Origin of the sequence: Streptomyces sp. NPDC002734, from assembly GCF_040295685.1 — a bacterium.
GTDB lineage: Bacteria > Actinomycetota > Actinomycetes > Streptomycetales > Streptomycetaceae > Streptomyces.
In genome coordinates this window covers 29,344-47,241 of record NZ_JBEOVU010000004.1, presented here as the reverse complement: position 1 = coordinate 47,241, position 17,898 = coordinate 29,344, and the positions used below count along the sequence as shown (strand labels likewise).

The 17,898-nt window shown below is 72.7% G+C and carries 16 protein-coding genes and 2 tRNA genes; 13 read left to right on the top strand and 5 right to left on the bottom strand.

The window, feature by feature from the left end; all coding sequences use genetic code 11:
- Positions 1–150 precede the first annotated feature (150 nt).
- Complete coding sequence (locus ABT026_RS05100; RefSeq protein ID WP_004002642.1) at positions 151–564, bottom strand: SsgA family sporulation/cell division regulator; 414 nt, start codon at positions 562–564, stop codon at positions 151–153.
- A gap of 330 nt (positions 565–894) precedes the next feature.
- Here ABT026_RS05100 and ABT026_RS05095 point away from each other — a divergent pair, with 330 nt between their 5' ends.
- The 4 genes from ABT026_RS05095 (at position 895) to ABT026_RS05080 (ending at position 2,371) form a co-directional block, all read left to right on the top strand.
- Entirely contained in the window at positions 895–1,323 is a 429-nt protein-coding gene (locus tag ABT026_RS05095) for a TIGR02611 family protein (protein ID WP_351112758.1), read from the top strand.
- 52 nt (positions 1,324–1,375) lie between these two features.
- Positions 1,376–1,447: transfer RNA gene (locus ABT026_RS05090), tRNA-Val, on the top strand.
- A gap of 345 nt (positions 1,448–1,792) precedes the next feature.
- Complete coding sequence (locus tag ABT026_RS05085) at positions 1,793–2,260, top strand: SRPBCC family protein (protein ID WP_351112288.1); 468 nt, start codon at positions 1,793–1,795, stop codon at positions 2,258–2,260.
- Between the two features lie 39 nt (positions 2,261–2,299).
- Positions 2,300–2,371, top strand: a tRNA-Val gene (locus ABT026_RS05080).
- A 115-nt stretch (positions 2,372–2,486) separates the two neighbouring features.
- Here the strand turns inward: ABT026_RS05080 and ABT026_RS05075 are convergent.
- The gene (locus ABT026_RS05075; protein WP_351112286.1) at positions 2,487–3,212 is read right to left on the bottom strand and encodes a 3'-5' exonuclease; all 726 of its coding nucleotides are present in this window, start codon (positions 3,210–3,212) and stop codon (positions 2,487–2,489) included.
- A 179-nt stretch (positions 3,213–3,391) separates the two neighbouring features.
- On the opposite strand from ABT026_RS05075, the gene ABT026_RS05070 reads away from it, so the two are divergent.
- From ABT026_RS05070 to thrS, 3 genes are all read left to right on the top strand, one after another.
- Positions 3,392–3,958, top strand: coding sequence for a DUF4365 domain-containing protein (locus ABT026_RS05070; protein ID WP_351112284.1), 567 nt, complete (start codon positions 3,392–3,394; stop codon positions 3,956–3,958).
- On the top strand, positions 3,955–5,277 hold the full coding sequence (locus ABT026_RS05065; protein ID WP_502967903.1) for a hypothetical protein: 1,323 nt from the start codon (positions 3,955–3,957) through the stop codon (positions 5,275–5,277). The genes ABT026_RS05070 and ABT026_RS05065 overlap by 4 nt, the downstream gene beginning before the upstream one ends.
- Positions 5,278–5,379: 102 nt before the next feature.
- On the top strand, positions 5,380–7,356 hold the full coding sequence (gene thrS / locus ABT026_RS05060; protein ID WP_351112282.1) for a threonine--tRNA ligase: 1,977 nt from the start codon (positions 5,380–5,382) through the stop codon (positions 7,354–7,356).
- Positions 7,357–7,383: 27 nt separating this feature from the next.
- Here the strand turns inward: thrS and ABT026_RS05055 are convergent, their stop codons facing one another.
- On the bottom strand, positions 7,384–8,034 hold the full coding sequence (locus ABT026_RS05055) for a potassium channel family protein (RefSeq protein WP_351112280.1): 651 nt from the start codon (positions 8,032–8,034) through the stop codon (positions 7,384–7,386).
- A 66-nt stretch (positions 8,035–8,100) separates the two neighbouring features.
- On the opposite strand from ABT026_RS05055, the gene ABT026_RS05050 reads away from it, so the two are divergent.
- A complete protein-coding gene (locus ABT026_RS05050; RefSeq protein WP_351112278.1) occupies positions 8,101–8,661 on the top strand; it encodes an HIT family protein in 561 nt (186 codons plus the stop codon).
- Between the two features lie 62 nt (positions 8,662–8,723).
- Here the strand turns inward: ABT026_RS05050 and ABT026_RS05045 are convergent, their stop codons facing one another.
- On the bottom strand, positions 8,724–10,346 hold the full coding sequence (locus ABT026_RS05045; RefSeq protein WP_351112754.1) for an AbeC-like domain-containing protein: 1,623 nt from the start codon (positions 10,344–10,346) through the stop codon (positions 8,724–8,726).
- Between the two features lie 267 nt (positions 10,347–10,613).
- Complete coding sequence (locus tag ABT026_RS05040; RefSeq protein ID WP_351112276.1) at positions 10,614–12,812, bottom strand: elongation factor G-like protein EF-G2; 2,199 nt, start codon at positions 12,810–12,812, stop codon at positions 10,614–10,616.
- A 315-nt stretch (positions 12,813–13,127) separates the two neighbouring features.
- On the opposite strand from ABT026_RS05040, the gene pgsA reads away from it, so the two are divergent.
- The 5 genes from pgsA (at position 13,128) to pdxS (ending at position 17,894) form a co-directional block, all read left to right on the top strand.
- On the top strand, positions 13,128–13,790 hold the full coding sequence (gene pgsA, locus ABT026_RS05035; RefSeq protein ID WP_351112274.1) for a phosphatidylinositol phosphate synthase: 663 nt from the start codon (positions 13,128–13,130) through the stop codon (positions 13,788–13,790).
- Positions 13,791–13,816: 26 nt separating this feature from the next.
- Positions 13,817–14,752 (top strand): phosphatidylinositol mannoside acyltransferase, encoded by a 936-nt coding sequence (locus tag ABT026_RS05030; RefSeq protein WP_351112752.1) that lies wholly within the window; start codon positions 13,817–13,819, stop codon positions 14,750–14,752.
- The gene (locus ABT026_RS05025; protein WP_351112272.1) at positions 14,749–15,915 is read left to right on the top strand and encodes a glycosyltransferase family 4 protein; all 1,167 of its coding nucleotides are present in this window, start codon (positions 14,749–14,751) and stop codon (positions 15,913–15,915) included. Before ABT026_RS05030 ends, ABT026_RS05025 begins: the two co-directional genes overlap by 4 nt.
- A gap of 400 nt (positions 15,916–16,315) precedes the next feature.
- Entirely contained in the window at positions 16,316–16,858 is a 543-nt protein-coding gene (locus ABT026_RS05020; protein ID WP_351112270.1) for a LemA family protein, read from the top strand.
- Positions 16,859–16,982: 124 nt separating this feature from the next.
- The gene (pdxS, locus tag ABT026_RS05015) at positions 16,983–17,894 is read left to right on the top strand and encodes a pyridoxal 5'-phosphate synthase lyase subunit PdxS (protein ID WP_351112268.1); all 912 of its coding nucleotides are present in this window, start codon (positions 16,983–16,985) and stop codon (positions 17,892–17,894) included.
- Positions 17,895–17,898 lie beyond the last annotated feature (4 nt).

Here is a 17,898-nt window from a genome sequence, read left to right as displayed (position 1 = left end):
GGGTGACCGCGGCGACGGCGCCGGTATGTGTGGAGTCGCGCCGGCTCGCGTGGTGCTTGCGCCGGCCCCGGCCGTCTCCCCGAGTGGACGGCCGAGGTGCTGGAGTGGTGGTGGGGACCGGGGCCGGAGGCGCCCCGGGGGTCTCCCGCCCTAGCTCTCCGCCAGGATGTGCGAGAGTTCCTGGTCGAGATCGAAGTGCCGGTGCTCCGTGCCGGGTGGCACGGCGGCGTCCGTACGCTTCAGGAAGGACTCCAGGGCCCGCGCCGGGGCCTCGAGCAGGGCCTCGCCCTCGGGGGAGCTGAGGGCGATGCAGACGACCCCCTGACCGTGACTGCGGGACGGCCAGACACGGACGTCGCCCGTGCCGGTCGGCCGGTGCAGCCCTTCGGCGAGGAGGTCACGGGCGAACACCCATTCGACCGTCTCCTCGGCTCCGGTGTGGAAGGTGGCGTGCACGGCATAGGGATCGGCCGTGTCGTACCGCAGGCCTGCGGGGACAGGCAGTGAGGACTCGCTCGATACAACGAGGCGCAGGTGCAGCTCGCAGCTGACCGTGGTGTTCATAAGCGCCAGGGCCTTTCGCTCAGTGTGCGCTCGGGGATTCGCACGTCGGCGAAATCGACATGCCACACACGATGCCGTTGTAAACCCCTCTGAGGGTTTTGCGTGCGTTTATGTACCTCTTCTGGCCGAGGGTACTTCCTTTGAAGCGACCATTCCGGTGATCACTTTCCCTCGGGTAGGGTTTCGCTGATGAATACGGGGAGTGACGAACCTGGGGGGACGCGGGGGATGCGCACGACAGCGGGCGAGGTGGAATCCGACGTGACACAGGACGATCGTGGAACCCCGGCCGACGGCACGGAAGGCGGCGCGCCGGGCGCCGGCGCCACCATGAGCGAGGTGGCGGACACGGAGGGCTCCGAAGGGGCGGATCACGGGCACGGGCGGGGCCTGGGCTCGCGCGCCCCGCAGTTCGTCCGCCGGAGCAGGCCGCTCCACCTGAGCTGGCAGGTCGGCGTCTTCCTGATCGGCCTCGCGGTGGTCGGCGGCGGCGTCCTGCTGCTGCCCCTGCCCGGCCCCGGCTGGGTGATCATCTTCGCCGGCATGGCGATCTGGGCCACCGAGTTCGTCTGGGCCCAGCTGGTGCTCCGCTGGACGAAGCGCAAGGTCACCGAGGCCGCGCAGAAGGCGCTGGACCCCAGGGTGCGGCGCCGCAACCTGATCCTCACGGCCGTCGCGCTGGTGATCGTCTGCACCCTGGGGGGCCTGTACCTCTGGAAGTTCGGTCTCGTCATGCCCTGGAACGCCGGGCGGCACTGACCGGGGTGGTGCGGAGCACCGCGTGACATGGGGTAATGTTCTTCCTGCACCCGGGCGATTAGCTCAGCGGGAGAGCGCTTCGTTCACACCGAAGAGGTCACTGGTTCGAACCCAGTATCGCCCACCGACGAGGAGGGTCCGGTTCCGTGGAAACGCGGAACCGGACCCTCCTCGCTTTGTCTCCCCGCGACGCGGGGCCGTGACCGGGCCGATTAATTCGGTCCGGAATTCGATGATTCTTTTTCACGGAACGCCGGGTAATTCCCACGGTGTTCGCGGACCCTCTTCCTCCGTTTATCCGGCGGTCCGTCAAGTGTCTTCCGAAGGCCGGTAATTCACCGGCCCGCAGCGAATGCGCGGAAAAGAGGGCAGGCCCTCCACCGGGGGCGGCCGCAACTCGACGGGGGCCGCAGCCCGTTCGCCGGCCGCCCCGCGCAGGGGCGCCGAACGGCTCGTGGACACTGGGCCCATGAGACCGAGCGAGCTCACCCGGTACCGCTTCGAGGGCCGCTGGCGCCTGTCCGCGCCGCCCGCGGAGGTCTACGGCGTCCTGGAACGCGTCGACGACTACCCCCGCTGGTGGCCGCAGGTGCGGCGGGCGGAGCGGACCGGGGAGGCGTCCGGGCAGGTGCTCGTCCGCTCGCTCCTCCCGTACGACCTGCGCATGGACATCAGGGCCGTCCGTCACGAACCGGAGAACGGCGTGCTGGAGGCCGCGCTCTCCGGCGACCTGGAGGGCTGGATGCGCTGGACCGTCCGCCCGGCCGGCGCCGGGACCCTGGTCCTCCACGAGCAGGACACCGACCTCGCCAAACCCCTGCTGCGTCTGCTCGGCGTGCCCGGCCGCCCGCTGCTGCGGGCCAACCACGCCCTGATGATGCGCGGCGGCCGCCGCGGCCTGGCGGCGTTCCTGGCGGGCGGCGGGGAAGCGGTTTGAACGAAGGGCCGTCGGACCTGTATTGTTCAGTGCGTTCCCGGGCGATTAGCTCAGCGGGAGAGCGCTTCGTTCACACCGAAGAGGTCACTGGTTCGAACCCAGTATCGCCCACAACACCGGAGGCGATCCGAGTCCGCAGTACTGCGGCCGGGTCGCCTCCGTCGTTCGTCCTGACGTCGTCGGCCGGAGGTCTCCGTCCCCGACGTCCTGGTGCAGGCAGCCGCGGTCAGGCGGCCGCGGTCAGGCCCGGGCGCAGCGGCCAGGACCGGTCCACCACCTCCGGCACACCGCTGCGCGCGAACCACGCCTCCAGCCCCTTCGCCTGTGCCGCGTGCCAGGTCTGCTGGAGCGTGTGCAGCTCCGCCGGGGTCAGCCGCTCCAGCCGGGAGGCGAAACGCCGCCCCACCGCGCGCGTCACCTCAAGCGCCGCCAGCGCGTCCGCCCCCGCGTCGTGCGCCTCGGCCAGCTCCACGCCGTAGTACTCGCACAGGTCGACCAGGGTCCGGCGCCCCTTGCGGTACCGGTCGAAGTGCTTGTCCAGCACCCGCGGATCGAGGACCCGCAGCGGCGCCGAACGGAACCAGCGCTCCAGCGAGGACGCCCGGTGTCGGCGCAGCTCCCGGTCCAGCAGCGTCAGGTCGAACGGCGCGTTCATCACCACCAGCGGCCGCCCCGCCGCGGCCTGCTCACCCAGCGCCCGGCCTATCTCGTACATCACCGGCGCCGGCCAGCGGCCGTTGCGCTCCAGGTGGTCCTGCGTCAGCCCGTGCACCGCCGTCGCCTCCTCGGGCACCGGCACGCCCGGGTTCACCAGCCAGCGCGTCACGCGAGGCCGGGTCCCCGGCGCGTCCTGCACCACCAGGGCGGCCGACACCACGCGGTCGCTCTCCACGTCCACACCGGTCGTCTCCGTGTCGAAGGAGGCCAGTGGGCCCTCGTACCAGCACGTCATGTCTCCGCAACCTCTCGCTCAACTCCCCGCACACGCAAGGCGGCAGACGGATCGTCCGCCGTGCAGCGGTGATACCCGGACCGTTTGCGGCGTACGCCGCGCGGAGACAACAGAGATACGGGTCCGCGCAGTTCAGCGGCCCCGTACCTCGACCCGTCCGGCCGGAGAGGCTGTTGGGCATGGCCACGGCGCAGCCCGATCGCGGGGGGCTGCTGCCCGACCGCGTGGCGCACCAGCGCGGCACACTCGCCACCACCGCCTGCATGGAGACCCTCCAGGTGGGATATCTGCACGCCGTCGCGGCCGCGGCCGGCTGCTCGCTGTCCCAGCCGTTCCCCGACAACGGCATCGACTGGCACGTCAGTCACAGCTCGCCCGGACACACCGTGGACGACGAGGTCACCGTCAAGGTCCAGTTGAAGGCCACCTACCAGATACCGCCCCGCCCGCCGGGACGGCACTTCTCCTTCACGCTGGACAACAGCCACCTGGCCAAGCTGGCCCGCACCCCCGTCACCGTCCACAAGATCCTCGTGGTGATGCTGGTGCCCCGCTCGCGCGACCAGTGGCTCTCCGCGGGGCACGACCGGCTCGACCTCAGGCACTGCTGCTACTGGGTCAACCTCGCCGGCCACCCGGTCACCGGCCGCACCCGCACCACCGTGCGGGTGCCGACCTCGCGCATCTTCGACGACCGGGCGCTCTGCGAGATCATGAACCGGGTCGGCAGGGGAGGCATACCGTGACGCACCGACCGATCGACGAACCAGGGCCCGGCCCCCGGCGCGGACGCCCGGCCCGCGCCCACCCCGCCGACCCGGCGGGGGAGACGGTCCGCCCCCTGCTGCCGAGCGCGCGCGGGCTCCGGCGGGCATCCGTACCGAGGCCCCCCGACGTCCTGCCCGACGCCGCGCAGGCCGACCCCGCCGTCCTCGCCGCGCTGCTCGCCCGCCACGGCTGGCGGCGACGCGGGGGGGCGCCCGGCCGGTACGGCAGGTGGACGCCGCCCGGGCCGCGCGGCGAGCGCACCAGCCTGCTCGTCCCGGAGAGCCGCGCCTTCCCCGACAGCGCCGACCTGCTCGGCGAGGCGCTGGAGGCGCTCGCGCGCACCGAGGAGGCCGCCGCCCGCGAGATCCTGCTCGCCCTCGCCGTCCCCAGCGACGAGATCCGCTGGCGGCGCGACGTCCCCGAGGGCCGCGCGGCGGGGAGCCCGGCGGCGCCCTGGACGGCCGAGGAGAGCCTGCGCTCGGCCGCCCGCCACACCCTGCTCGCCGCTGCGCTGGCCGGACGGGCCCGCACCGGCTACCACGGGGCACGCCACCGCAGGGCCGCCGCGGCCGCCCTGGAGGACGTGCTGCTGCTGGGGGCCTCGTCCGGCGGACGCGTGCTCACCGCCTTCGCGCCGGTCGCCCCGGCCCGCCCGCTGGCGGTCCGGCTGCACCAGGCGCTCTGCGCCGCCCGGGAAGCCGTCGACCACCGGCGGGCCACCGGAGGGATGGACGCCTTCGACGCCGCCGTCGGGGCCGGGGTGAGCCGCGAGCTGACCGAGGCGCTGATCGCCCTGGTGCGGGGGACCGAGGGAGCGGGCGTCACCATCGCCTGGGCGCCCGCCGCGGGGGTCCCTGGGGGGTGCGGCCCCGACGCCGAACCGGTGGAGTTCTCGCCCGGCGACCTGCCCGCCCTGCGCGAGGCCGGCGCCCGCTACCAGCGCGCCGAGCCCTCCGTCACGGTGCGGCTCACCGGCACCGTGGAACGGCTGCGCCGCAGCCGCGCCGACGGCACCGGCACCGTGCGGCTGCGGGTGCTCGCCGGGGCGGAGGTCCCGCACGTGCGCGTCACCCTGGACGAGGAGTCGTACCGCGTCGCCGGGCAGGCGCACCTGGTCGGGCTGCCGGTCCGGGTGGACGGCCGGCTCGACAGCAAGGCCGGCTTCCGCCGCCTCACCGACGCCTGCGGCGTCGTCCCGGTCACCGTGGACGAGGCCGAGCGGGAGCGGCTGATGAAGTCCCTCCAGGAGAACCTCGACTACTTCGAGGAGGCCTGCGGCGACGACTGCGGTGACTAACCGCTTCGCGAGGGGCACCTCCGGCTCGGTAGGATTCCGGTACACGTCGACCGCGACGTGGCGAGATCATCACCTCAGCAGGCCTTCAGTCAGGAGAGACCGGTGTCAGACGTCCGTGTGATCATCCAACGCGATTCCGAGCGGGAAGAGCGCGTGGTGACGACGGGCACTACGGCCGCCGACCTCTTCGCCGGTGAGCGCTCCGTCGTGGCCGCCCGCGTCGACGGCGAGCTGCGGGACCTGGCGTACGAGCTGAAGGACGGCGAGGCCGTCGAGGGCGTCGAGATCTCCTCCGAGGACGGTCTCGACATCCTGCGCCACTCGACCGCGCACGTCATGGCGCAGGCCGTCCAGGAGCTCTTCCCGGAGGCCAAGCTGGGCATCGGTCCGCCGGTCAAGGACGGCTTCTACTACGACTTCGACGTCGAGAAGCCGTTCACGCCCGAGGACCTCAAGGCCGTCGAGAAGAAGATGCAGGAGATCCAGAAGCGCGGCCAGAAGTTCTCCCGCCGCGTGGTGAGCGACGACGCCGCCCGCGAGGAGCTCGCGGACGAGCCGTACAAGCTCGAGCTGATCGGCCTCAAGGGCTCGGCCTCCTCCGACGACGGCGCGGACGTCGAGGTGGGCGCCGGCGAGCTGACCATCTACGAAAACCTGGACGCCAAGACCGGCGAGCTGTGCTGGAAGGACCTCTGCCGCGGTCCCCACCTGCCCTCGACCCGTCTCATCCCGGCGTTCAAGCTGATGCGCAACGCGGCCGCGTACTGGCGGGGCAGCGAGAAGAACCCGATGCTGCAGCGCATCTACGGCACCGCATGGCCGTCCAAGGACGAGCTGAAGCAGCACCTGGAGTTCCTCGCCGAGGCGGAGAAGCGCGACCACCGCAAGCTGGGCAACGAGCTCGACCTGTTCTCGATCCCCGAGCAGATCGGCTCCGGCCTCGCCGTCTTCCACCCCAAGGGCGGCATCGTCCGCCGGGTGATGGAGGACTACTCGCGCCGCCGCCACGAGGAGGAGGGCTACGAGTTCGTCTACACCCCGCACGCGACGAAGGGGAAGCTCTTCGAGACCTCGGGCCACCTGGACTGGTACGCCGACGGCATGTACCCGCCCATGCAGCTCGACGAGGGCGTGGACTACTACCTCAAGCCCATGAACTGCCCGATGCACAACCTGATCTTCGACGCGCGCGGCCGCTCCTACCGCGAACTGCCGCTGCGTCTCTTCGAGTTCGGGACGGTGTACCGGTACGAGAAGTCCGGCGTGGTGCACGGCCTGACCCGTGCCCGCGGCTTCACCCAGGACGACGCGCACATCTACTGCACCAGGGAGCAGATGGCGGAGGAGCTCGACAAGACGCTCACCTTCGTCCTGAACCTGCTGCGCGACTACGGCCTCACCGACTTCTACCTGGAGCTCTCCACCAAGGACCCGGAGAAGTTCGTCGGCTCCGACGAGGTGTGGGAGGAGGCCACCGAGACGCTGCGGCAGGTGGCCGAGAAGCAGGGCCTCCCGCTGGTCCCGGACCCGGGCGGCGCCGCGTTCTACGGCCCGAAGATCTCCGTCCAGGCCAAGGACGCGATCGGCCGCACCTGGCAGATGTCCACCGTGCAGCTGGACTTCAACCTGCCGGAGCGCTTCAACCTCGAATACACCTCGGCCGACGGCACCAAGCAGCGTCCGGTGATGATCCACCGCGCGCTGTTCGGGTCCATCGAGCGGTTCTTCGCGGTGCTGCTGGAGCACTACGCGGGCGCGTTCCCGGCCTGGCTGGCCCCGGTGCAGGCGGTCGGCATCCCGATCGGCGACGCGCACGTGGAGTACCTGCAGGACTTCGCCGCCGAGGCGAAGAAGAAGGGCCTGCGCGTGGAGGTCGACGCCTCCTCCGACCGCATGCAGAAGAAGATCCGCAACGCGCAGAAGCAGAAGGTGCCGTTCATGATCATCGTCGGTGACGACGACATGAACGCCGGCACGGTCTCCTTCCGCTACCGCGACGGCTCGCAGGAGAACGGCATCGCGCGGGACGAGGCGATCGCCAAGCTCGTCGACGTCGTGGAGCGCCGCGTCCAGGTGTGACGTGCTGACGTGAGGCCCCCGGGGAGCTCAGTTCCCCGGGGGCCTCTCGCGTTCCTCGTCGGTGGCGAAGACCGTCATCAGCCACGAGGCGAAGGAGCCGGTGACCGCGCCGAGCAGGGCGAGGCCGCAGGCCATCATGGCCACCGCGATGGTGCGCCCCATGAAGGTCACCGGGGTCACGTCGCCGTAGCCGACGGTGGCCAGGGTGGCGCAGGTCCACCACACGGAGTCGCCGAAGGTGCGGATGGTGGCGCCGGCCGCGTCCCGCTCCTGCTGGTAGACGGCCAGCGCCCCGGCGAAGCCGATCAGCAGCACGGACACCCCGGCGTAGAACATCACCCGTGCCTGGAGCGAGAGCCGCGGCCGCCCGCGCCGGCGCGTCACCGCCTCGTAGAGCCGGACGATCCGCAGCGGGCGGAGCAGAGGGAGGAGCAGGACCAGGGTGTCCAGCCAGTGGGTGCGCACGAAGCGGGCGCCCTGGCCGCTGCGGCGCCAGCGGGCGGCGTAGTCGAGGGCGAAGAGCAGCCACACCGCGGTGATCACCGCGAGGGCGAGGCCGTGCCAGACGTCGGGCAGCCCGCTGCTCAGGACGAGGAGGGCGTAGGCGGCGAGGAACAGCAGCGAGGCCACGGCGAGCGGGATCTCGGCGCGTTCCTCGCGGGGGTCACGGTTGTCCATCCCGCCAGCCTGGCGGCGCCCCGGGCGGTACGCCCCCGGCGACACGTTCCGTACGGGCGACGCCATATGCTGCGTGGTATGACGAGTGAGCCGGAGCTGCAGATCGGGGTGGGTTCGCCGGACGCCTTCCAGCGGCTGTGGACCCCCCACCGCATGGCCTACGTCCAGGGCGAGAACAAGCCCACCGGACCCGAGGCCGGCGACGGGTGCCCGTTCTGCGCGATCCCGGCCAAGTCGGACGAGGACGGGCTGGTCGTCCGGCGCGGGGCCCACGTGTACGGGGTGCTGAACCTGTACCCGTACAACGGGGGCCACCTGATGGTGGTGCCCTACCGGCACGTCGCCGACTACACCGGGCTGACCGCCGAGGAGACGGCGGAGCTGGGGGAGCTCACCAAGCAGGCGATGACGGCGCTGCGGGTCTGCTCCGGTGCGCACGGGTTCAACATCGGGATGAACCAGGGGACGGTCGCCGGTGCCGGGATCGCCGCCCACCTGCACCAGCACGTGGTGCCCCGCTGGGGCGGGGACACCAACTTCATGCCGGTCGTGGGCCACACCAAGGTGCTGCCGCAGCTGCTGGCCGACACCCGGGCGATGATCGCCGCGGCCTGGCCCGAGGTCTGACCGAGGTCTGACCGAGGTCCCACCTCGGGCCCGACGGGCGCCCTGCCCGACGGGCCGGTGCCCTACGCGTCGTAGGTGTCCGCCTTGCGCGGTGTGGGGTCCTGCACCGCGCCGCTGACGACGGAGGACCGCGCGCCGAACTTCTCGGTGTTCACCCCGTGCTCGCGCAGCATGCCGATCACCGCCTGGTGGACGGCCCGCAGCACCGGCGTGGCCACCCGCATGGCGTCGTCGGCCATGAAGCGGTGCCGCCAGGGCTGCTCGGCCCAGGCGTGCCGCAGGCCGAACGGCTCCGGCAGGGTGAGGCTGCCGCCGAGCCAGTTGAGCTGCTTGGGGAACCAGGTCATCGGCGCGCGGGCGGCGAGGCGCACCACCTCGTCGCTGTCGACCAGCGGGAGGGTGATGGTCCGCTTCTCCCAGGGCTTGAACGCCTTCTCGACGGTCCGCTCCTTGGCCGCCGGCTTGGAGTTGAACAGGCCGTGCACCGGGCCCAGGGCGTGGCCGGTGACCTCGATGCGCAGGGTCTGGTAGAGCACCGTCACCGTGATCAGCATGCTGAGGACCAGCTGGCCCTCCCAGGTGACCCACTGGACGCCCAGGTAGTGACGGTCGCCGCTGCCGAACTGCTGGCGGTTGCAGATCTGCTGTATGGCGTGCGACTTGTAGCGGAAGCCGTCGACGTCCGAGCCCTCGGGCCGCGCGACGGCGTCGGCGCCCTCGCCGACGGGGGAGACGATCCAGTGCTCTATCGCGGGCTTGGAGATGCCCTCGGTGGGGACCGGGGTGCGGTCCATCAGGGAGAGCTTGCCGTGGATGGCGCGGACCACGTCCCAGCTGCGGAAGGCGTAGATCTCCTTGTCCTCCTCGGCGGGCTCGAGGTCCTCGGCGAGCTGCCAGCTGCCCCAGCGGGTGCCCATGCCGAGGATGCCCTTGGGGCCGGCGTAGAAGACGACGTTGGACCGCTGCTCGGCGCCGAGCCGGGTGAGGGACTGGCGCAGCTGCTCGGCGGCGGTCTCGCCCGGGTTGGAGGGTACGGCCTCGGGAACCTTGGCGCCGATGCTGGAGCCGGAGAGCAGGCTGGCCCAGCGGTCGCGCAGGTCCCGGGCGGTGCTCTCGCAGATCCGCTTGGCGATCACCCAGCCGATCACCGGGGCGATCACCGCGCCGCGTGAGTACCAGGCCCAGATGCCGCCGAAGGGCATCTGGACGAGGAAGACGACGGCGAGCAGACCGAAGGCGGTCAGCAGGACGTTGCCCATGCCGGAGGTCCGGCGGTTCTCGACCTTGGCGAGGGTGGCCCGGATGGTGAAGACCAGCAGCCAGGCCAGCAGGCCCGGCAGGAAGAGCACGCCGCACAGCAGCATCACGGCGGTGAGGCGGATGTCCCGGGTGCGGCGCAGGCCGTTGGCGGCCAGGCAGTGCTCGACGACGGTCTGCGGGTCCATGCCGAAGGACTGGACGACGGGCTTGCGGCCGGGGGTGAGGAGGCGGTCGACCACCGCGCGGGAGAACGCCTCGCCGAGGTTGGGGCGGAAGATCCTGGCCCAGGACCTGCCGGGGTTGACCGTGGAGTGGTGCCACTCGTTGTCGGCGTCGAGGATCTTCTCGACCGGGTCGTCCCGGTAGGCCGCGGAGGCCAGCGCGAAGGTGGCCTTCTGCCCCTCGCCGCCGGCCGCCGGCACCATCGGTCCGAATGCGTCGCTCGACACGGTTGTCTCCGCCCCCCTGCCGCGGTTCCTCCGCGGCGGTGTGTCCTGGCCTGCCCGCGCGACCGGACCATCGGTTCGTCAGCCTAGCGGCCGCACCGGTCGCCCGGCGGTCCCCGGCGGAATCGTCCGTCGGGCGACGGCCGGACCGGCCGCGGTCGCGCACTACACAGACTGCCCAGGACGGGGGCCCGGTCAACCCTTGTTCCGGGGCGCACTGTTGCGGAGCCGTCCGGTAGCGGGAGGTCAGGCGGGGGCAGCCTCCTTCTCCCCCAGCCGCTTCACCACGTGCTCGGGGACGGGTTCGTGGCGCAGGTACCGGCGGGTGAAGCCGGCGGTGCCGTGGGAGAGCGAGCGCAGTTCCACCGCGTAGTGGTCGATCTCCAGCTCGGGGATCTCGGCGCGGACCAGCATCCGTCCCGGCTCGGCCTGTTCGGTGCCCAGCACCCTGCCGCGACGGGTGGACAGGTCGCTCATCACGGAGCCGACGTACTCGTCGCCGATCAGCACGTCCACCTCGGCCACCGGTTCCAGGACGTGCAGCCGTGCTCCGGCGGCGGCCTCCCGCAGGGCGAGGGCGCCCGCCGTCTGGAAGGCGGCGTCGGAGGAGTCCACCGAGTGGGCCTTTCCGTCGAGGAGGGTGACCCGCACGTCGGTGAGCGGGTGGCCGGAGCCGAGCCCCTTGGCGGCCTGGGCGCGCACGCCCTTCTCCACGGAGGGCACGAACTGCCGGGGCACCGCGCCGCCGACCACCCGGTCGGCGAACTCGATGCCGGAGCCCGCGGGCAGCGGCTCCACCTGTATCTCGCAGATCGCGAACTGCCCGTGCCCGCCCGACTGTTTGACGTGCCGTCCGCGCCCGGCGGCCGGAGCGGCGAAGGTCTCGCGCAACGCCACCCGGTGCGCGACGACGTCGACCTGGACGCCGTAGCGGGTCCGCAGCCGCTCCAGCGCGACCTCGGCGTGGGCCTCGCCCAGGCACCACAGCACGACCTGGTGGGTGTCGCGGTTCTGCTCGAGCCGCATCGTGGGGTCCTCGGCGGCGAGGCGGGACAGGCCCTCGGAGAGGCGGTCCTCGTCGGCCTTGGAATGTGCCTCGACGGCCAGGGGCAGCAGCGGGTCGGGCAGCGCCCAGGGCCGCATCAGCAGCGGGTCGTCCTTGGCCGACAGGGTGTCGCCGGTCTCCGCGCGGGCGAGCTTGGCGACGCACACCAGGTCCCCGGCGACGGCGTGGGTGACCGGGCGCTGCTGCTTGCCGAAGGGGCTGGTGAGCGCGGAGACCCGTTCGTCGACGTCGTGGTCCAGGTGCCCGCGGTCGGTCAGACCGTGTCCGGAGACATGGACGACGGTGTCGGGGCGCAGGGTGCCGGAGAAGACCCGCACCAGGGACATGCGGCCGACGTAGGGGTCGGAGGCGGTCTTGACGACCTCGGCGACCAGGGGCCCGTCGGGGTCGCCGAGCCGCACCTCGCGGGGCGTGCCGTCGAGGGCGGTCACGACGGGGGCGTGACGTTCGGGCGGGGTGGGGCAGCCGCGGGTGATCAGGTCGAGGAGTTCCACGGTGCCCAGGCCCTGGCGGACGCCGGGCGGGGCGGGCGCGGCGCACAGGACGGGGTGGAAGGAGGCGCGCGAGACGGCCTTCTCCAGGTCCGCGATCAGGGCGGCGGGGTCGAGGGCCTCGCCGCCGACGTAGCGGTCCATGAGGTTCTCGTCCTCGCTCTCGGCGATGATGCCCTCGATCAGCCGGTCACGGGCCTCGTCGATCAGCGGGATCCGGTCGGCGTCGGGTTCGTGCTCGACGCGCTCGCCGGAGGAGTAGTCGAAGAGCTTCTTGGTGAGCAGTCCCACCAGTCCGGTCACCGGGGCCTGGCCGTCGGGGCCCGCGGGGCCGCGCAGCGGGAGGTAGAGGGGAAGCACGGCGTCGGGGTCGTCGCCGCCGAAGGCCTCGGCGCACAGCCGGGTCATCTCCTCCACCCCGGTGCGCGCCGACTCGAGGTGGGTGACGACGATGGCGCGCGGCATGTTGACGGCCGCGCACTCGTCCCACATCGCCCGGGTGGCGCCGTCCACGCCGTCCGAGGCGGAGACCACGAAGAGGGCCGCGTCCGCCGCGCGCAGACCGGCCCTGAGCTCCCCGACGAAGTCGGCGTATCCGGGGGTGTCCAGCAGGTTGATCTTGATCCCGTCCCATTCGAGCGGGACCAGGGAGAGCTGCACCGAGCGGTGCCGGCGCTGCTCGATCTCGTCGTGGTCGGAGACGGTGCCGCCGTCCTCGACCCGGCCCGCCCGGTTGACCGCCCCCGCGGTCTGGGCGAGGGCCTCCACCAGCGTGGTCTTGCCCGATCCGGTGGGGCCGACCAGCACCACGTTGCGGATGGAGGCGGGCCGGTCGGCCGTCGTCGCCCTGCCGGCGGCCCCGGGGTGGTGGCTGTTCCTGTCGCCCATGATCCTGCCCTCCCGTGCACGGTGAGTGGCTGCCGGCGACAGTGAGCGCCACCGGCCGGAGCGGACGCCCGGTCCCGAGGGCCGCAGCGGCGGCGCCCGGCGCGCGCCCGCGGTTCCCTTCGAGCTTTGCACCGCCGTCAGGACTCGTCCATACGAGGGAACGGCCGCCCGGCGTGACCTGGGCGAGGCGGGGCCGTGGCCAGGACGTGACCTCGCCCCGAGGGTGCCCCGCCCTCGGCGCACAGGGCGCGTGGCTACGATGGGCCGGGCCGGTGGCCAGCAGGGGCGCCGGCCGCAACGACCCTCGGGAAGGCCATGCTGAACAAGTACGCGCGTGCATTCTTCACGCGTGTTCTCACGCCGTTCGCCGCGTTTCTCATCCGCCTGGGCGTCAGCCCCGACGTGGTCACCGTGCTGGGGACCGCCGGAGTGGTCGCCGGAGCACTGGCCTTCTTCCCGGTGGGCGAGTTCTTCTGGGGCACGATCGTGATCACGCTGTTCGTGTTCTCCGACCTGGTGGACGGCAACATGGCCCGCCAGCTGGGCCGCTCCAGCCGCTGGGGCGCCTTCCTGGACTCCACGCTGGACCGCGTCGCCGACGGAGCGATCTTCGGCGGCATCGCCCTGTGGTACGCGGGCGGCGGGAACAGCGTGCTGCTGTGCGCGGTGGCGATCTTCTGCCTGGCCAGCGGCCAGGTGGTGTCGTACACCAAGGCGCGCGGCGAGTCGATCGGCCTGCCGGTCGCGGTGAACGGCCTGGTCGAGCGCGCGGAGCGACTGGTGGTCACCCTGGTGGCGGCCGGCCTGGCCGGCCTGCACGCCTTCGGGGTGCCGGGCGTCGAGGTGCTGCTGCCGATCGCGCTGTGGATCGTCGCCGTGGGCAGCCTGGTGACCCTGGTCCAGCGCGTGGTCACGGTGCGCCGCGAGGCCGCCGAGGCGGACGCCGGGACCCCGGGAACCACGGGGGCCGCCACGTGAGCGCGGGGGAGAAGCACGCGGGCCGGGTGAGCGCGCGGGAGAAGCTGGCCGACTCGCTGTACGGGCTGGGCTGGGCGACCGTGAAGCGGCTGCCCGAGCCGGCCGCCGTGCGGCTGGGGCGCGTCATCGCCGACACCGCATGGCGCCGCCGGGGCGCGGGCGTGCTGCGCCTGGAGCGCAACCTGGCCCGGGTCGTGCCGGACGCCACGCCCGAGCGGCTCGCCGAGCTGTCGAAGGCCGGCATGCGCTCCTACCTGCGGTACTGGATGGAGTCCTTCCGGCTGCCCGCGTGGAGCAAGGAACGTGTCGCCGCCGGGGTCGAGGCGAAGGACCTCCACCTGCTCACCGACGCGCTGGCCGGCGACCGCGGCGTGGTCGTGGCGCTGCCGCACATGGCCAACTGGGACCTGGCCGGAGCCTGGGCCACCACCGGCCTGGGCGTCCCCTTCACCACCGTCGCCGAACGCCTGAAGCCCGAAACGCTGTACGACCGGTTCGTCGCCTACCGCGAGGGCCTGGGCATGGAGGTGCTGCCGCACACCGGCGGCTCGGCGTTCGGCACCCTGGCCCGGCGGCTGCGCAAGGGCGGGTTGGTCTGCCTGGTCGCCGACCGTGACCTCTCGGCCTCCGGCGTGGAGGTCGACTTCTTCGGCGAGAAGGCCCGGATGCCGGCCGGACCGGCGATACTCGCCCAGCAGACCGGGGCGCTGCTGCTGCCGGTGACCCTGTGGTTCGACGACACCCCGGTGATGAAGGCGCGGATCCACCCGCCGGTGGAGGTGCCGGAGACCGGGACGCGCGCCGAGAAGAGCGCGATCATGACCCAGCGGGTCGCCGACGCCTTCGCCTCCGGCATCGCCGAGCACCCCGAGGACTGGCACATGCTGCAGCGGCTGTGGATCGCGGACCTCGAGGACCGGGAAGACCCGGACGACCGGGACGCCAAGGAGGCGGTCGCGTGAGGATCGGCATCGTCTGCCCGTACTCCTGGGACGTGCCCGGCGGCGTCCAGTTCCACATCCGGGACCTCGCCGAGTACTTCGTGCGGCAGGGCCACGAGGTGTCCGTGCTGGCCCCCGCCGACGACGACACCCCGCTGCCGCCCTACGTCGTGTCCGCCGGGCGCGCGGTGCCGGTGCCGTACAACGGCTCGGTGGCGCGGCTCAACTTCGGGTTCCTGTCCGCGGCGCGGGTGCGGCGCTGGCTGCACGACGGGGCGTTCGACGTCATCCACATCCACGAGCCGGCCTCGCCCTCGCTCGGGCTGCTCGCCTGCTGGGCGGCCTCGGGTCCGATCGTGGCGACCTTCCACACCTCCAACCCGCGCTCGCGGGCGATGATCGCCGCGTACGCGATCCTTCAGGCCGCGCTGGAGAAGATCAGCGCGCGGATCGCGGTCAGCGAGTACGCCCGGCGCACGCTGGTGGAGCACCTGGGCGGCGACGCGGTGGTCATCCCCAACGGCGTCGACGTCGACTTCTTCGCCAAGGCCGAGCCCAACCCCGACTGGCAGGGCGGCACGATCGGCTTCATAGGACGCATCGACGAGCCGCGCAAGGGCCTGCCGGTACTGATGCGGGCGCTGCCGAAGATCCTCGCCGCCCGGCCGGAGACGCGGCTGCTGGTCGCGGGGCGCGGCGACGAGGAGGAGGCGGTGGCCTCGCTCCCCGCGGAGCTGCGCTCCCGGGTGGAGTTCCTCGGCATGGTCAGCGACGAGGACAAGGCGCGGCTGCTGCGGTCGGTCGACCTGTACGTGGCGCCCAACACCGGGGGCGAGAGCTTCGGGATCATCCTGGTCGAGGCGCTGTCCGCGGGGGCACCGGTGCTGGCCTCCGACCTGGACGCGTTCGCGCAGGTGCTGGACCACGGGGTGGCGGGGGAGCTGTACGCCAACGAGGACGCGGACGCGCTGGCGGACGCGGCGGTGCGGCTGCTCGGCGATCCCGCGCGGCGGGAGGAGCTGCGGGAGCGGGGCAGTGCGCACGTCCGGCGGTTCGACTGGTCGACGGTGGGGGCGGACATCATGTCCGTCTACGAGACGGTGACGGCGGGGGCGGCGGCGGTCGGCGCGGACGAGGCCACCACGGGGCTGCGGCCCCGCCGCTGGGGTCTCGCCCGCGACTGACCCTCGCGCGGGCGCACCGGCCTGCGCCCACCCTCCCCCAAGCTCTCGGCTTTGCTCGAGCAGGGGGTACCCCCATCGCCCAGCGGCACGATTGCCCGCAGGGTGAACCGGACTTCTGCCCGGCGCGTGTCCCGCGTGTCCGCGCGACCGCTGCCGGCGCTCGGGATCGGGGCCTTCCCCCTGCGGGCGGCTGGGCCGCCCAGGGGGCGATGGGGGTCCCCCCGCGCGAGCGAAGCCGAGCGTGGGGGAGGGCGGGCGCAGGCCCGAGCCTCCGCGGCGAGCGGTTCCCTCCACCGTGCCCGGGCAGACGGCGCCCTCGTACGTGACGGTTCGCGCATGGCAGGCCCCGTGCAAGGCGGCCCGCGCCGAAGGCTCGGGGCGGGCGGATACGCTGCGCGGCGTGAACGCAACGCTGATCTGGATCCTCGTCGCCCTCGTCGCGATCGGGCTGTACCTGAGCTGGACCGCCGGCCGCCTCGACCGCCTGCACGCCCGGATCGACGCCGCCCGCGCCGCCCTGGACGCGCAGTTGCTCCGCCGCGCCTCCGTGGCCCAAGAGCTGGCGACCGCCGGCGTGCTCGACCCCGCCGCCTCGATCGTGCTGTACGAGGCGGCCCACGCCGCCCGCCAGGCCGAGGAGGAGCACCGCGAGATCGCCGAGAGCGAGCTCAGCCAGGCACTGCGCGCGGTGTTCGCCGAGACGCAGCAGGTCGAGGGCGTCCGCGAGGCCCCCGGCGGCGAGGAGACGGTCCGCGAACTCGCCGAGGCGGTGCGCCGCGTGCCGATGGCCCGACGCTTCCACAACGACGCCGTCCGCGCCGCCCGCGCCCTGCGCCGCCACCGCAAGGTGCGCTGGTTCCGCCTGGCCGGGCACGCCCCGTTCCCGATGGCGTTCGAGATGGACGACGAGGCCCCCGCCGCCCTCGTCGAGCGGGTGAGCTGACCCGGTCCCGCCCCACCGGCGCCCGGGGCAGGCCACGACCTGAACATTGGCTCTTGTCCCGCCCCCGCCCCGCGGCGTTTCCTCACAAGGACAACACCCCTCCGCACCCCTGTGAGGCCTGACCATGTCCACCCTCAACGGCACCGAGTCCGCCCCCGTCACCGGCACCGCCCGCGTCAAGCGCGGCATGGCCGAGCAGCTCAAGGGCGGCGTCATCATGGACGTCGTCACCCCTGAGCAGGCGAAGATCGCCGAGGACGCCGGCGCGGTCGCCGTGATGGCGCTGGAGCGGGTTCCGGCCGACATCCGCAAGGACGGCGGCGTGGCCCGGATGTCCGACCCGGACATGATCGAGGGCATCATCGGCGCCGTCTCGATCCCCGTCATGGCCAAGTCCCGCATCGGCCACTTCGTCGAGGCGCAGGTGCTCCAGGCGCTCGGCGTCGACTACATCGACGAGTCCGAGGTGCTGACCCCGGCCGACGAGGTCAACCACTCCGACAAGTGGGGCTTCACCACCCCCTTCGTCTGCGGCGCGACCAACCTGGGCGAGGCGCTGCGCCGGATCTCCGAGGGCGCCGCGATGATCCGCTCCAAGGGCGAGGCCGGCACCGGCAACGTCGTCGAGGCGGTCCGCCACCTGCGCCAGATCAAGGGCGACATCTCCCGCCTGCGCGGCCTGGACGAGCACGAGCTGTACGCCGCCGCCAAGGAGCTGCGCGCCCCCTACGAGCTGGTCCGCGAGGTCGCCCAGCTGGGCAAGCTGCCGGTGGTGCTGTTCTCGGCGGGCGGCGTCGCCACCCCGGCGGACGCGGCGCTGATGCGCCAGCTCGGCGCCGAGGGCGTGTTCGTCGGCTCCGGCATCTTCAAGTCGGGCGACCCGGCCAAGCGGGCCGCGGCCATCGTCAAGGCCACCACCTTCTACGACGACCCCAAGGTGATCGCGGACGCCTCCCGCGACCTGGGCGAGGCCATGGTCGGCATCAACTGCGACGTGCTCCCCGAGTCGGAGCGCTACGCCAACCGCGGCTGGTGACACC

Coding starts and splice junctions, on each gene's coding strand:
- ABT026_RS05100 (WP_004002642.1), bottom strand. CDS start 564: ATGAACACCACGGTCAGCTGCGAGCTGCACCTGCGCCTCGTTGTATCG.
- ABT026_RS05095 (WP_351112758.1), top strand. CDS start 895: ATGAGCGAGGTGGCGGACACGGAGGGCTCCGAAGGGGCGGATCACGGG.
- ABT026_RS05085 (WP_351112288.1), top strand. CDS start 1,793: ATGAGACCGAGCGAGCTCACCCGGTACCGCTTCGAGGGCCGCTGGCGC.
- ABT026_RS05075 (WP_351112286.1), bottom strand. CDS start 3,212: ATGACGTGCTGGTACGAGGGCCCACTGGCCTCCTTCGACACGGAGACG.
- ABT026_RS05070 (WP_351112284.1), top strand. CDS start 3,392: ATGGCCACGGCGCAGCCCGATCGCGGGGGGCTGCTGCCCGACCGCGTG.
- ABT026_RS05055 (WP_351112280.1), bottom strand. CDS start 8,034: ATGGACAACCGTGACCCCCGCGAGGAACGCGCCGAGATCCCGCTCGCC.
- ABT026_RS05050 (WP_351112278.1), top strand. CDS start 8,101: ATGCTGCGTGGTATGACGAGTGAGCCGGAGCTGCAGATCGGGGTGGGT.
- ABT026_RS05045 (WP_351112754.1), bottom strand. CDS start 10,346: ATGGTGCCGGCGGCCGGCGGCGAGGGGCAGAAGGCCACCTTCGCGCTG.
- ABT026_RS05040 (WP_351112276.1), bottom strand. CDS start 12,812: ATGGGCGACAGGAACAGCCACCACCCCGGGGCCGCCGGCAGGGCGACG.
- pgsA (WP_351112274.1), top strand. CDS start 13,128: ATGCTGAACAAGTACGCGCGTGCATTCTTCACGCGTGTTCTCACGCCG.
- pdxS (WP_351112268.1), top strand. CDS start 16,983: ATGTCCACCCTCAACGGCACCGAGTCCGCCCCCGTCACCGGCACCGCC.